The sequence below is a fragment of the Agromyces sp. GXS1127 genome, from assembly GCF_050565425.1.
Classification (GTDB): domain Bacteria; phylum Actinomycetota; class Actinomycetes; order Actinomycetales; family Microbacteriaceae; genus Agromyces.
In genome coordinates this window covers 107,040-119,994 of the sequence record NZ_JBOCIG010000009.1, presented here as the reverse complement: position 1 = coordinate 119,994, position 12,955 = coordinate 107,040, and the positions used below count along the sequence as shown (strand labels likewise).

Annotated in this window: 20 protein-coding genes and 1 pseudogene; 1 reads left to right on the top strand and 20 read right to left on the bottom strand. The window is 67.2% G+C overall.

The window, feature by feature from the left end; all coding sequences use genetic code 11:
• The 16 genes from rplF to rpsJ form a co-directional block, all read right to left on the bottom strand.
• Window positions 1–537 carry a 50S ribosomal protein L6 gene (gene rplF / locus ACQ393_RS16055; RefSeq protein WP_155052800.1) on the bottom strand — a complete coding sequence of 179 codons (537 nt, stop codon included), beginning with the start codon at window positions 535–537 and terminating at the stop codon, window positions 1–3.
• A gap of 4 nt (window positions 538–541) precedes the next feature.
• Entirely contained in the window at window positions 542–940 is a 399-nt protein-coding gene (rpsH, locus tag ACQ393_RS16050) for a 30S ribosomal protein S8 (RefSeq protein WP_400996200.1), read from the bottom strand.
• A gap of 160 nt (window positions 941–1,100) precedes the next feature.
• Entirely contained in the window at window positions 1,101–1,691 is a 591-nt protein-coding gene (gene rplE, locus ACQ393_RS16045) for a 50S ribosomal protein L5 (protein WP_430647864.1), read from the bottom strand.
• Window positions 1,691–2,050, bottom strand: coding sequence for a 50S ribosomal protein L24 (rplX, locus tag ACQ393_RS16040; protein ID WP_155052797.1), 360 nt, complete (start codon window positions 2,048–2,050; stop codon window positions 1,691–1,693). Before rplX ends, rplE begins: the two co-directional genes overlap by 1 nt.
• Window positions 2,051–2,052: 2 nt before the next feature.
• Window positions 2,053–2,421, bottom strand: coding sequence for a 50S ribosomal protein L14 (gene rplN / locus ACQ393_RS16035; protein WP_067948571.1), 369 nt, complete (start codon window positions 2,419–2,421; stop codon window positions 2,053–2,055).
• A 33-nt stretch (window positions 2,422–2,454) separates the two neighbouring features.
• Window positions 2,455–2,757, bottom strand: coding sequence for a 30S ribosomal protein S17 (rpsQ, locus tag ACQ393_RS16030; protein ID WP_129233338.1), 303 nt, complete (start codon window positions 2,755–2,757; stop codon window positions 2,455–2,457).
• Window positions 2,758–2,759: 2 nt separating this feature from the next.
• Complete coding sequence (gene rpmC, locus ACQ393_RS16025; protein WP_430647863.1) at window positions 2,760–3,074, bottom strand: 50S ribosomal protein L29; 315 nt, start codon at window positions 3,072–3,074, stop codon at window positions 2,760–2,762.
• On the bottom strand, window positions 3,074–3,493 hold the full coding sequence (gene rplP / locus ACQ393_RS16020) for a 50S ribosomal protein L16 (protein ID WP_129233336.1): 420 nt from the start codon (window positions 3,491–3,493) through the stop codon (window positions 3,074–3,076). Before rplP ends, rpmC begins: the two co-directional genes overlap by 1 nt.
• A gap of 2 nt (window positions 3,494–3,495) precedes the next feature.
• Window positions 3,496–4,242: a 30S ribosomal protein S3 gene (gene rpsC, locus ACQ393_RS16015; protein WP_155842505.1), complete on the bottom strand. Its 747-nt coding sequence runs from the start codon at window positions 4,240–4,242 to the stop codon at window positions 3,496–3,498.
• Window positions 4,242–4,607 (bottom strand): 50S ribosomal protein L22, encoded by a 366-nt coding sequence (gene rplV, locus ACQ393_RS16010; RefSeq protein WP_092668524.1) that lies wholly within the window; start codon window positions 4,605–4,607, stop codon window positions 4,242–4,244. The genes rpsC and rplV overlap by 1 nt, the downstream gene beginning before the upstream one ends.
• 25 nt (window positions 4,608–4,632) lie before the next feature.
• Complete coding sequence (rpsS, locus tag ACQ393_RS16005) at window positions 4,633–4,914, bottom strand: 30S ribosomal protein S19 (protein WP_155052793.1); 282 nt, start codon at window positions 4,912–4,914, stop codon at window positions 4,633–4,635.
• A 12-nt stretch (window positions 4,915–4,926) separates the two neighbouring features.
• Window positions 4,927–5,766 (bottom strand): 50S ribosomal protein L2, encoded by an 840-nt coding sequence (gene rplB / locus ACQ393_RS16000; protein WP_344378050.1) that lies wholly within the window; start codon window positions 5,764–5,766, stop codon window positions 4,927–4,929.
• Between the two features lie 19 nt (window positions 5,767–5,785).
• Complete coding sequence (rplW, locus tag ACQ393_RS15995) at window positions 5,786–6,088, bottom strand: 50S ribosomal protein L23 (RefSeq protein ID WP_430647862.1); 303 nt, start codon at window positions 6,086–6,088, stop codon at window positions 5,786–5,788.
• A complete protein-coding gene (rplD, locus tag ACQ393_RS15990; RefSeq protein WP_430647861.1) occupies window positions 6,085–6,741 on the bottom strand; it encodes a 50S ribosomal protein L4 in 657 nt (218 codons plus the stop codon). The genes rplW and rplD overlap by 4 nt, the downstream gene beginning before the upstream one ends.
• Window positions 6,742–6,744: 3 nt before the next feature.
• On the bottom strand, window positions 6,745–7,401 hold the full coding sequence (rplC, locus tag ACQ393_RS15985; RefSeq protein ID WP_430647860.1) for a 50S ribosomal protein L3: 657 nt from the start codon (window positions 7,399–7,401) through the stop codon (window positions 6,745–6,747).
• A gap of 8 nt (window positions 7,402–7,409) precedes the next feature.
• On the bottom strand, window positions 7,410–7,718 hold the full coding sequence (rpsJ, locus tag ACQ393_RS15980) for a 30S ribosomal protein S10 (RefSeq protein ID WP_017201594.1): 309 nt from the start codon (window positions 7,716–7,718) through the stop codon (window positions 7,410–7,412).
• A gap of 524 nt (window positions 7,719–8,242) precedes the next feature.
• Between rpsJ and ACQ393_RS15975 the strand changes: the two genes are divergently transcribed.
• A complete protein-coding gene (locus ACQ393_RS15975) occupies window positions 8,243–8,692 on the top strand; it encodes an OsmC family protein (RefSeq protein ID WP_430647859.1) in 450 nt (149 codons plus the stop codon).
• A gap of 114 nt (window positions 8,693–8,806) precedes the next feature.
• On the opposite strand, the gene tuf is transcribed toward ACQ393_RS15975, so the two are convergent.
• The 4 genes and pseudogenes from tuf to ACQ393_RS15955 all read right to left on the bottom strand — a co-directional run.
• Window positions 8,807–10,000: an elongation factor Tu gene (tuf, locus tag ACQ393_RS15970; RefSeq protein WP_353816087.1), complete on the bottom strand. Its 1,194-nt coding sequence runs from the start codon at window positions 9,998–10,000 to the stop codon at window positions 8,807–8,809.
• A gap of 114 nt (window positions 10,001–10,114) precedes the next feature.
• The gene (fusA, locus tag ACQ393_RS15965; RefSeq protein ID WP_430647858.1) at window positions 10,115–12,229 is read right to left on the bottom strand and encodes an elongation factor G; all 2,115 of its coding nucleotides are present in this window, start codon (window positions 12,227–12,229) and stop codon (window positions 10,115–10,117) included.
• 153 nt (window positions 12,230–12,382) lie between these two features.
• The gene (rpsG, locus tag ACQ393_RS15960) at window positions 12,383–12,853 is read right to left on the bottom strand and encodes a 30S ribosomal protein S7 (RefSeq protein WP_067948599.1); all 471 of its coding nucleotides are present in this window, start codon (window positions 12,851–12,853) and stop codon (window positions 12,383–12,385) included.
• Window positions 12,853–12,955: pseudogene (locus ACQ393_RS15955) on the bottom strand (30S ribosomal protein S12); the annotation flags it as partial. The pseudogene ACQ393_RS15955 and the gene rpsG, both read right to left, overlap by 1 nt.

Genomic DNA, 12,955 nt, shown 5'->3' with positions numbered 1-12,955 from the left:
TTACTTACCAGCCTTTCCGGCCTTGCGACGCACGACCTCGCCGGCGTAGCGGATGCCCTTGCCCTTGTAGGGCTCGGGCTTCTTGATCTTGCGGATGTTGGCGGCGGTCTCACCGACGGCCTGCTTCGAGATGCCCGAGACGGTGATCTTGTTGTTGCCCTCGACGGTCAGCGTGATGCCGGCCGGCGGCTCGACGGTGACCGGGTGCGAGAAGCCGAGCGCGAACTCGACCGCGCTGCCCTTCTGCGCGACGCGGTACCCCGTGCCGACGATCTCGAGGCCCTTGGAGTAGCCCTGCGTGACGCCGAGGATGTCGTTGGCGATCAGGGTGCGGGTGAGACCGTGGAGCGAGCGCGACTCGCGCTCGTCGTCGGGGCGCGTGACGAGGACCTGGTTGTCCTCGACCTTGACCTCGATGGGCTGCGCGACGGTCAGCGCGAGCTCGCCCTTGGGGCCCTTCACGGTGACGGCGCGGCCGTCGACCTTGACGTCGACACCGGCGGGGATGTCGATGGGAAGTCGTCCGATTCGTGACATGGATCTACCACACGTAGGCGAGGACTTCCCCACCCACGCCCTTCTTCTCGGCCTGGCGGTCGGTGAGCAGACCGCTGGAAGTGGACAGGATCGCGACGCCGAGGCCGCCGAGCACCTTGGGGATCTCGGTCGACTTCGCGTACACGCGGAGGCCGGGCTTCGACACGCGCTTGATGCCCGCGATCGAACGCTCGCGGTTGGGGCCGAACTTGAGCTGCAGCGTCAGGGTCTTGCCCACGCGCGCGTCGGCGATCTCGAAGCCGGAGATGTAGCCCTCGGACTTGAGGATCTCGGCGATGTGGCCCTTGAGCTTCGAGTGCGGCATCGACACGGTGTCGTGGTGCGCGGAGTTGGCGTTGCGCAGGCGCGTCAGCATGTCAGCGACCGGGTCGGTCATCGTCATGACAATGGTTCCTTACGTTCACCAGGTTTCAGGACCCGTTACACGGGGACTGACCTGTGGTGGTGGAGATGTGCGGTTGCACATCCCCGGATGCCCGGCCGGCCGGGCTCGCGGATCGCTCCGGAGCCCGGCCCGATCGGGCACAAACTCGTAGAGTCTACTACGCGTTGTCGACCGTCTTGAACGGGAAGCCGAGCGCCTTGAGCAGCGCGCGACCCTCGTCGTCCGTCTTGGCGGTGGTCACCACGGTGATGTCCATGCCGCGGACGCGGTCGATCTTGTCCTGGTCGATCTCGTGGAACACGGACTGCTCCGTGAGACCGAAGGTGTAGTTGCCGGTGCCGTCGAACTGCTGGTCCGAGAGGCCGCGGAAGTCGCGGATACGGGGCAGCGCGAGCGAGAGCAGGCGGTCGAGGAACTCCCACATCCGGTCGCCGCGCAGCGTGACGTGCGCACCGATCGGCTGGCCCTCGCGCAGCTTGAACTGCGCGATGGACTTGCGGGCCTTCGTGACCTGCGGCTTCTGGCCGGTGATCTTGGTGAGATCGGCGATCGCACCGTCGATGACCTTGCCGTCGCGCGCGGCCTCGCCGACGCCCATGTTGACGACGATCTTCGTCAGGCCGGGGACCTGGTGCGGGTTGGTGTACCCGTTCGCCTCGGTCAGCGCCTTCGTGATCTCGGTCTGGTACTTCTGCTTGAGGCGCGGCTGGATCTTGCCAGCCGGCGCGGCAGTCGCGGTGTCAGTCATTAGAGGTCCTTACCTGACTTCTTGGCGTAGCGGACGCGGACCGTCTTCTCGACGCCGTCCTTGGTGACCGTCTCGGTACGGAAGCCGACGCGGGTCGGCTTCTTCGTCTCCGGGTCGACGATCGCGACGTTCGACACGTGGATCGGGGCCTCGTGGGTCTCGATGCCGCCGGTCTTGGTGCCGCGCTGGGTCTGGCCGACGCGAACGTGCTTGGTGACGTAGTTCACGCCCTCGACGACGACGCGGTTCTGGTCGACCAGGACCTCGATGACGCGACCCTGCTTGCCGCGGTCTCCGCCGCGAGCCTGGCTGCGGCCCGAGATGACCTCGACGAGGTCGCCCTTCTTGATCTTGGCCATGGTTACAGCACCTCCGGCGCCAGCGAGATGATCTTCATGAACTTCTTGTCGCGAAGCTCCCGGCCGACCGGCCCGAAGATGCGGGTGCCGCGGGGGTCACCGTCGTTCTTGAGGATCACCGCGGCGTTCTCGTCGAACTTGATGTAGGAGCCGTCCGGACGACGGGTCTCCTTCACGGTGCGGACGACGACGGCCTTGACCACGTCGCCCTTCTTCACGTTGCCGCCCGGGATCGCGTCCTTGACGGTGGCGACGATGACGTCGCCGAGGCCCGCGTAGCGGCGGCTGGAACCGCCGAGCACGCGGATGGTGAGCAGCTCCTTGGCGCCCGTGTTGTCGGCGACCTTGAGCCGGGATTCCTGCTGAATCACTTCGTACTCCTTCTGGGAAGCAAGCCCGGGGGCTTACTTGGCCTTCTCGACGATCTCGACCAGGCGCCAGCGCTTGGTGGCGCTGAGCGGGCGGGTCTCGGAGATCACGACGAGGTCGCCGATGCCGGCGGTGTTCTGCTCGTCGTGCGCCTTGACCTTCGACGTACGGCGCATGACCTTGCCGTACAGCGGGTGCTTCACGCGGTCCTCGACCTCGACGACGATGGTCTTGTCCATCTTGTCGCTGACGACGTAGCCGCGACGGACCTTGCGGTAGCCGCGGACGAGCTCGGCCGTCTCGGCGACCTCGGCCGCAGCCTTCTTGGTCTCAGCCATGATCAGGCCTCCTTCGTCTCGGCCTCGGTCGCCTCAGCGGCCTTGGCCTTCTTCGTCTTCTTGGCGGGCGCTGCGGGCGCCTCGACCGGTGCGGGCGTGGCACGGATGCCGAGCTCGCGCTCACGGATGACCGTGTAGATGCGGGCGATGTCGCGCTTGACGGCCTTCAGCCGGCCGTGGCTCTCGAGCTGGCCGGTGGCCGACTGGAAGCGGAGGTTGAACAGCTCCTCCTTGGCCTTCTTCAGCTCGTCGACGAGACGCTCGTCCTCGAAGGTGTCGAGCTCGGTCACAGCGAGCTCCTTGGAACCGACGGCCATTATGCGTCGCCCTCCTCGCGCTTGATGATGCGTGCCTTGAGGGGCAGCTTGTGGATTGCACGGGTCATGGCCTCGCGAGCGAGTTCCTCGGAGACGCCCGAGACCTCGAAGAGGACTCGACCCGGCTTGACGTTGGCGACCCACCACTCGGGCGAACCCTTACCGGAACCCATGCGGGTCTCGGCGGGCTTCTTCGTGAGCGGACGGTCGGGGTAGATGTTGATCCACACCTTGCCGCCACGCTTGATGTGACGCGTCATGGCGATACGAGCGGACTCGATCTGACGGTTCGTCACGTAGGCGGGGCTCAGGGCCTGGATGCCGTACTCGCCGAAGGAGACCTTCGTGCCGCCGGTGGCCTGGCCCGAACGGCCGGGGTGGTGCTGCTTGCGGTACTTGACTCGACGGGGAATCAACATGGTTATGCCTCAACTCCTGCTGCGGCCGTCTCCTGGGCGCGGGGCCCGCGGCGACGGTCGTTACGGTCACGCGACGGCTTCTGGGCGGCCTGCTCGCGGGCGAGCTCCTTGTTGGTGATGTCGCCCTTGTAGATCCAGACCTTCACGCCGATGCGGCCGAACGTGGTCTTGGCCTCGTAGAAGCCGTAGTCGATGTTCGCGCGCAGCGTGTGCAGCGGCACCCGTCCCTCGCGGTAGAACTCCGAGCGGCTCATCTCGGCGCCGCCGAGGCGGCCCGAGACCTGGATGCGGACGCCCTTGGCGCCGGCGCGCTGCGCGCCCTGCAGGCCCTTGCGCATCGCGCGGCGGAAGGCCACGCGGGCGGAGAGCTGCTCGGCGATGCCCTGCGCGACGAGCTGGGCGTCGGCCTCGGGGTTCTTCACCTCGAGGATGTTGAGCTGGATCTGCTTGCCGGTGAGCTTCTCGAGGTCGGCGCGGATGCGCTCGGCCTCGGCGCCGCGGCGGCCGATCACGATACCCGGGCGGGCCGTGTGGATGTCCACGCGGACGCGATCGCGGGTGCGCTCGATCTCGATGCGGGAGACGCCCGCACGGTCGAGCGACGTCTGGAGCAGGCGACGGATCTTGACGTCCTCGGCGAGGTAGTCGGCGTAGCGCTGTCCGGGCTTCGTCGAGTCGGAGAACCACCGCGACACGTGGTCGGTGGTGATGCCGAGACGGAAGCCGTACGGGTTGACCTTCTGACCCATTACTTCGTACCCTCCTCGGGCGTGCCGAGCACGATGGTGATGTGGCTCGTGCGCTTGTTGATGCGGAAGGCACGACCCTGCGCGCGCGGCTGGAATCGCTTGAGGGTGGTGCCCTCGTCGACGAATGCCGTCTTCACGTAGAGGTCCTGCTCGTCCAGGTAGGTGTTCGTGGCATCGGCCTTGACGCGAGCGTTCGCGATGGCCGAGGCGACGAGCTTGTACACCGGCTCGCTCGCACCCTGCGGCGCGAACTTCAGGATGGCCAGGGCCTCCTGAGCCTGCTTGCCGCGGATCAGGTTGACGACGCGGCGGGCCTTCATGGGGGTCACGCGGATGTGACGCACGCGGGCGATCGACTCCACCATTTCTCTCCTCCTTCACGCCACCGCGTCAGCGGCGGCGGCCCTTCTTGTCGTCCTTCACGTGTCCACGGAAGGTGCGGGTGGGCGCGAACTCGCCGAGCTTGTGACCCACCATGGTCTCGGTGACGAACACCGGGATGTGCTTGCGGCCGTCGTGCACGGCGATCGTGTGGCCGAGCATGGCCGGGACGATCATCGAGCGACGCGACCACGTCTTGATGACGTTCTTGGAACCCGCTTCGTTCTGCGAGGCGACCTTGCGAAGCAGGTGCTCGTCGACGAAGGGGCCCTTCTTGAGGCTGCGAGGCATCTTCTCTTACTCCTACTTGCGCTTCTTGCCGACGGTGCGACGACGGACGATGAGCTTGTCGCTCTCCTTGTTGGGGCGACGGGTGCGGCCCTCGGGCTGACCCCACGGGCTCACCGGGTGACGACCACCGGAGGTCTTGCCCTCACCACCGCCGTGCGGGTGGTCGATCGGGTTCATCGCGACACCGCGGACGGTCGGGCGCACGCCCTTCCAGCGCTTGCGGCCGGCCTTGCCCCAGTTGATGTTCGACTGCTCGGCGTTGCCGACCTCGCCGACGGTCGCGCGGCAGCGCGCGTCGACGTTGCGGATCTCGCCCGACGGCAGGCGGAGCTGCGCGTAGGGGCCGTCCTTCGCGACCAGGCGCACCGAGGCGCCGGCCGAGCGGGCCATCTTCGCGCCGCCGCCGGGGCGGAGCTCGATGGCGTGGACGACCGTACCGGTCGGGATGTTGCGCAGCGGAAGGTTGTTGCCGGGCTTGATGTCGGCGGCCGGACCCGACTCCACGAGGTCACCCTGCGACAGCTTGGCCGGGGCCAGGATGTAGCGCTTGGTGCCGTCCGCGAAGTGGAGCAGCGCGATGCGCGCCGTGCGGTTGGGGTCGTACTCGATGTGCGCGACCTTGGCGGGCACGCCGTCCTTGTCGTTGCGACGGAAGTCGATCACGCGGTACTGGCGCTTGTGGCCACCACCGATGTGACGGGTCGTGATGCGGCCCTGGTTGTTGCGACCACCGGTCTTCGAGAGCGGCTTGAGCAGCGACTTCTCGGGCGTCGAGCGCGTGATCTCGGCGAAGTCGGCGACCGACGAACCGCGGCGACCCGGGGTCGTGGGCTTGTACTTGCGAATAGCCATGGTTGAGTTCCTCTGCTCCTTAGCCGACGTTCGTGAAGATGTCGATCGAGCCGGACTTGAGGGTGACGATCGCGCGCTTGGTGTCCTTGCGCTTGCCGATGCCGAAGCGGGTGCGACGCGTCTTGCCCTGACGGTTGAGGGTGTTGATCGAGGCGACCTGGACGTTGAAGATCTTCTCGATGGCGAGCTTGATCTCGGTCTTGTTCGCGCGGGGGTCCACGATGAACGTGTACTTGCCCTCGTCGATCAGGTTGTAGCTCTTCTCCGAGACCACCGGCGCGATGATGATGTCGCGGGGGTCCTTGTTGTGCGCGGCGCTCATGCGGAGACCTCTTCCTTCTTGCCCTGCTTCGCGGCGATGAACGCCTCGAGCGCGGCCTTGCTGAAGACGATGTCGTCGGAGACGAGCACGTCGTAGGCGTTGAGCTGGTCGACCGGCAGGACGTGCACGGTCGGGATGTTGCGGACCGCACGCTCCGAGAGCTCCTCGTCGCGCGCGAGCACGACGAGCTGGTGCTTCGACGGGGCGATCGAGGCGAGGAGCGCGACGGCGTCCCTCGTCTTCGCGGTCTCGCCGGCGAGCGCCTCGACCGCGTGGATGCGGCCGCCGCGAGCGCGATCGGAGAGCGCGCCGAGCAGGGCCGCGGCGATCATCTTCTTGGGGGTCCGCTGCGAGTAGTCGCGCGGCTGCGGGCCGTGGACGACGCCACCGCCGGTCATGTGCGGCGCGCGGATCGAGCCCTGGCGGGCGCGGCCCGTGCCCTTCTGCTTGAAGGGCTTGCGGCCGGCGCCGGAGACCTCGCCGCGGGTCTTGGTCTTGTGCGTGCCCTGGCGCGCGGCGGCGAGCTGGGCGACGACGACCTGGTGGATCAGCGGCACGTTGGTCTGCACGTCGAAGATCTCGGCGGGCAGCTCGATGGAGCCGGACTTCTTGCCGGTGACGTCGAGGACGTCGATGGAGTTTGCGGTAGCCATGGACTACGCCCCCTTCACAGCGTTGCGGACGAACACGAGACGGCCGCGCGCACCGGGGACGGCGCCCTTGACGAGCAGCAGGCCCTTCTCGGCGTCGACCGCGTGCACGCGGAGGTTGAGGACGGTGACGCGCTCGCCACCCATGCGACCGGCCATGCGCATGCCCTTGAAGACGCGGCTCGGGGTCGAGGACGCGCCGATCGAACCGGGCTTGCGGTGGTTGCGGTGGGCACCGTGCGAGGCGGAGACGCCCGCGAAGTTGTGGCGCTTCATGACACCGGCGAAGCCCTTGCCCTTCGACGTGCCGACGACGTCGACCAGCTGGCCGGCCTCGAAGGTGCCGTCGACGGTGAGCTCCTGGCCGAGCGCGTAGTCCGCGGCGTCGGCGGTGCGCACCTCGGTCACGTTGCGGCGCGGCGTGACGCCGGCGGCCTCGAAGTGACCGGTGAGGGGCTTGGTGACCTTGCGGGGGTCGATGGCGCCCGCGGCGATCTGGACGGCCGCGTAGCCGTCGCGCTCCTCGGTGCGGAGCTGGGTGACCACGTTGGGGGCGATCTCGATGACGGTGACCGGGATGAGCTTGTTGTTCTCGTCCCACACCTGGGTCATGCCGAGCTTGGTGCCGAGCAGACCCTTCACGTTCTTTGCAGTGGTGGACATGTCGTACCTCAGAGCTTGATCTCGATGTTGACGTCGGCCGGAAGGTCGAGACGCATGAGCGAGTCGACGGCCTTGGGCGTCGGGTCCACGATGTCGATCAGGCGCTTGTGGGTGCGCATCTCGAAGTGCTCGCGGCTGTCCTTGTACTTGTGGGGCGAACGGATGACGCACACCACGTTCTTCTCGGTCGGAAGCGGCACGGGGCCGACGACCGTGGCGCCCGCGCGGGTCACCGTGTCGACGATCTTGCGCGCCGAGGTGTCGATGACCTCGTGGTCGTACGACTTCAGTCGAATGCGGATCTTCTGTCCCGCCATTGCTGACTCTCTCTCTGTCAAGGCGTCTTACCCCTTCCGAGGGCATCGGACGCCGCGTAGCCACTTCGTGTGAAGCACCACTGTTCTTCTGTCAAAGGCCGCTGATCGAGCCTGTCGAAACCACCCCGCATCGCGGTGGCCTCGACACGCTCGACCTTCGAGCCCCACCCGACCCCCGCGCTCGGGCGTGTCGCACTCGCGAAAACGGGCATGGGCGCGCAGGCGCGACCCATGCTCGAAATGGTGGTGGTCGGTTGTGTGTCCTGCTGCCCGCGGCCTAGCCTGACCCGTGGGGCTCCGAGGAGCTTCGGTGGCTATGCACTGCCTGGCAGTGATCCGATCGGAGCGCAGCAAGGCACGCCGTTCGAAATGTTGAACTCAACGAGTTTGCCATATCGAGGCACTCTCGTGCAACCCGGGCGTGTCGCGGCCGCGAGGCTCACCGCATCCTCTCAGTCAAGCGGATGCCGCGGCATCCGCCGACGTGATGGAATCGGTGCACGGTGAGCCTGAGGGAGGACTCGATGACGGAGCACGCGCACGCGGTCGGCGAGCGGATCGGACCGGGCAGCGTCTCGGTCACGCGGACCGGGCCACGCACGTACGAGGGCCTGAACGAGCGCGGCTCGACCGTGCTGATCGGCCCGGTCGAGGCGCCCGGTCACTTCACGCCGGGCGAGCTCCTGAAGCTCGCCCTCGCCGGCTGCGCGGGCATGAGCGCCGACTCGGTCGCCGCCCGTCGACTGGGCGACGACGTCGCGATGACCGTGTGGGCGCACGGGACCTCGAAGGACGACAACCGCTACCGCGAGATCGACGAGGAGATCGTCGTCGACCTCTCCGCGCTCGATCCCGCCGATCGCGAGAAGCTCGCCGCGATCATGGCCCGCGCCATCGCGAAGTCCTGCACGGTGGCCCGGAGCGTCGACGGGGCGATCGAGCTCCGGACGACGATCGACGGCATCGAGATCTGACGTCGCCGAACCGCGCCGGACCCTCGACCCGCGCCGGGCCCGCGCTCCCGGGCCGGGGAACGACGAAGGGGCCGGACCCGGAGGCCCGACCCCTTCAGGTCGCAGTCGCGGAGATTACTTGAGGATCTTCGTGACGGTACCGGCGCCGACGGTGCGGCCACCCTCGCGGATGGCGAAGCCGAGGCCCTCCTCCATGGCGATCGGCTGGATGAGCTCGACCGTCATGTCGGTGGTGTCGCCGGGCATGACCATCTCGGTGCCCTCGGGCAGCGTGATGACGCCGGTGACGTCGGTGGTGCGGAAGTAGAACTGCGGACGGTAGTTCGCGTAGAACGGGTTGTGACGGCCGCCCTCGTCCTTCGAGAGGATGTAGGCAGTGCCCTCGAAGTTCGTGTGCGGGGTGACCGAGCCCGGGGCCACGACGACCTGGCCGCGCTCGACGTCCTCGCGCTTGGTGCCGCGGAGCAGGAGACCGCAGTTCTCGCCGGCCCAGGCCTCGTCGAGCTGCTTGTGGAACATCTCGATGCCCGTGACCGTGGTCTTCTGCGTCGGGCGGATGCCGACGATCTCGACCTCGGAGTTGATCTTCAGCGTGCCGCGCTCGGCGCGACCCGTGACGACCGTGCCACGACCGGTGATCGTGAAGACGTCCTCGATCGGCATGAGGAACGGCTTGTCCTTGTCACGCACGGGGTCGGGGATCGAGTCGTCGACGGCCTCCATGAGCTCGAGGACCGAGTTGACCCACTTCTCGTCGCCCTCGAGAGCCTTGAGGCCCGAGACGCGGACGACCGGAGCGTCGTCGCCGGGGAAACCCTGCGACGAGAGCAGCTCGCGGACCTCGAGCTCGACGAGCTCCAGGATCTCCTCGTCGTCGACCATGTCGGCCTTGTTCAGCGCGACGAGCAGGTAGGGCACGCCGACCTGCTTGGCGAGCAGCACGTGCTCGCGCGTCTGGGCCATGGGGCCGTCGGTGGCCGCGACCACGAGGATCGCGCCGTCCATCTGGGCGGCACCGGTGATCATGTTCTTGATGTAGTCGGCGTGACCCGGGGCGTCGACGTGCGCGTAGTGGCGCTTCGGCGTCTCGTACTCGACGTGCGAGATGTTGATCGTGATGCCGCGCTGGCGCTCCTCGGGAGCGGAGTCGATCGACGCGAAGTCGCGCTGCACGTTGGTGGCCGACGGGTACTTGTCGGCGAGCACCTTGGAGATCGCTGCGGTGAGCGTGGTCTTGCCGTGGTCGACGTGACCGATCGTTCCGATGTTGACGTGCGGCTTGGTCCGCTCGAACTTGGCCTTAGCCACTGTGGGTCCTCCTCAGGATCCGTGTAGCAGCACCGGGCGCCGGATTGCGACCGGTGTGCTACTGGGGTTGTGTTGTTATGTTACGCGAACCTGTCGGTCCGTGCGTTCGGGCGCTTACTCGCCCTTGTTCTTCTGGACGATCTCCTCGGCCACGGCCTTCGGGACCTCCGCGTAGCTCTCGAACTCCATCGAGTACACCGCGCGGCCCGAGGTCTTGGACCGCAGGTCGCCGATGTAGCCGAACATCTCCGAGAGCGGGACGTGCGCACGCACGACCTTCACGCCGGCGGCGTCCTCCATGGACTGGATCTGGCCGCGGCGCGAGTTCAGGTCGCCGATGACGTCGCCCATGTACTCCTCGGGAGTACGGACCTCGACGGCCATCAGCGGCTCGAGCAGGACGGGGTTCGCCTTCCGAGCGGCCTCCTTGAAGCCCATCGAACCGGCGATCTTGAACGCCATCTCCGAGGAGTCGACGTCGTGGGCGGCACCGTCCGTCAGGGTCGCCTTGACGCCCACCATCGGGTAACCGGCGAGGATGCCGACCTGCATCGCGTCCTGGAAGCCCGCGTCGACCGACGGGATGTACTCGCGCGGGACGCGACCACCCGTGACGGCGTTCTCGAACTCGTAGGTCTTGTCGCCCTCGACCTCGAGCGGCTCGAGCTTGAACTGGATCTTCGCGAACTGGCCCGATCCACCCGTCTGCTTCTTGTGGGTGTAGTCGTGGCGCTCGACCGTGCGGCGGATCGTCTCGCGGTAGGCCACCTGGGGCTTGCCGACGTTCGCCTCGACCTTGAACTCGCGCTTCATGCGGTCGACGAGGATGTCGAGGTGCAGCTCGCCCATGCCCTTGATGACCGTCTGGCCGGTCTCCTGGTTCAGCTCGGTGCGGAAGGTCGGGTCCTCCTCGGCGAGCTTCTGGATCGCCGTGCCGAGCTTCTCCTGGTCGGCCTTGGTCTTCGGCTCGATGGCGACCTCGATGACGGGCTCCGGGAAGGTCATCGACTCGAGGACCACCTGGTTGTCCGGGTCGCACAGGGTGTCGCCGGTGGTGGTGTCCTTCAGGCCGATGACGGCGTAGATGTTGCCCGCGGTGACCGAGTCGACCGGGTTCTCCTTGTTGGCGTGCATCTGGAAGATCTTCCCGATGCGCTCCTTCTTGCCCTTCGTCGAGTTGATGACCTGGGCGCCGGAGTCGAGCTTGCCGGAGTACACGCGGACGTAGGTGAGGCGACCGAAGAACGGGTGCACCGCGACCTTGAACGCGAGCGCCGAGAACGGCTCGGTCGCGTCGGCGTGGCGCTCGATGATCTTCTCCTCGTCGCGCACGTCGTGGCCCTGGACGGCGGGCACGTCGAGCGGCGACGGCAGGAAGTCGATGACCGCGTCGAGCATGGGCTGCACGCCGCGGTTCTTGAACGCCGAACCGCACAGGACGGGGTAGATCTCGGAGTTGACGGTGAGCTTGCGGATCGCGCCCTTGATCTCGGCGACCGTGAGCTCCTCGCCGCCGAAGAACTTCTCGAGCAGCTCGTCGCTGGTCTCCGCGACGGTCTCGAGCAGCTGCTGGCGGTACTCGTCGGCCTTGTCCTTCAGGTCGGCCGGGATCTCCTGGACCTCGTACTTGGCGCCCATGGTCACGTCGCCCTTGGCGTCGCCGGGCCACACGAGGGCGCGCATCTCGATGAGGTCGATGACGCCCACGAAGTCGTTCTCGGCGCCGATCGGCAGCTGCAGCACGAGCGGCTTCGCGCCGAGGCGCTTCACGATGGTGTCGACCGTGAAGTAGAAGTCCGCGCCGAGCTTGTCCATCTTGTTGACGAAGCAGATGCGGGGGACGTCGTACTTGTCGGCCTGGCGCCACACGGTCTCGGACTGGGGCTCCACGCCCTCCTTGCCGTCGAAGACGGCGACCGCGCCGTCGAGCACGCGGAGCGAGCGCTCCACCTCGACGGTGAAGTCGACGTGACCGGGCGTGTCGATGATGTTGATCTGGTTCTTGTTCCAGAAACAGGTGACCGCGGCGGACGTGATCGTGATGCCGCGCTCCTTCTCCTGCTCCATCCAGTCGGTGGTCGACGCGCCGTCGTGCGTCTCGCCGATCTTGTGGTTGACGCCCGTGTAGAACAGGATGCGCTCGGTCGTGGTGGTCTTGCCGGCATCGATGTGCGCCATGATGCCGATGTTGCGGACCTTGTTCAGGTCGGTGAGCACGTCAAGTGCCACGGGGTTCCTCCGGATGTTCAGGAAGGGAAGGGGTGGGGGCGAGCGGATGCCGCGTGGCCGCCGCGAGCGCGTGGCCCGCGGCATCCGCTCGGCCGACTACCAGCGGTAGTGGGCCCGAACGAATGCCCGCCGCGGTAAGCGAGGCATCCGCTACTACCAGCGGTAGTGGGCGAAGGCGCGGTTCGACTCGGCCATCTTGTGGGTGTCCTCGCGGCGCTTGACCGCGGCACCCAGGCCGTTCGAGGCGTCGAGGATCTCGTTGGTGAGACGCTCGGTCATGGTCTTCTCGCGGCGGGCCTTGGCGTAGCTGGTGAGCCAGCGCAGCGCCAGGGTGTTCGCACGGTGCGGCTTGACCTCGACGGGGACCTGGTAGGTCGAGCCGCCGACGCGGCGCGACCGGACCTCGAGGGTCGGGCGCACGTTGTCGAGGGCCTTCTTCAGGACCGCGACGGCGTCCTGGCCGGACTTGTTCGCCACGTTCTCGAGCGCCTCGTAGACGATGCGCTGCGCGAGGTCCTTCTTGCCGTCGACGAGGATCTTGTTGACGAGCTGGCTGACGACCGGCGAGCCGTAGACGGGGTCTGCGACGACGGGGCGCTTCGGAGCGGGTCCCTTGCGAGGCATTACTTCTTCTCCATCTTCGCGCCGTAGCGGCTGCGAGCCTGCTTGCGGTTCTTCACGGCCTGCGTGTCGAGTGCTCCGCGGATGATCTTGTAGCGCACGCCG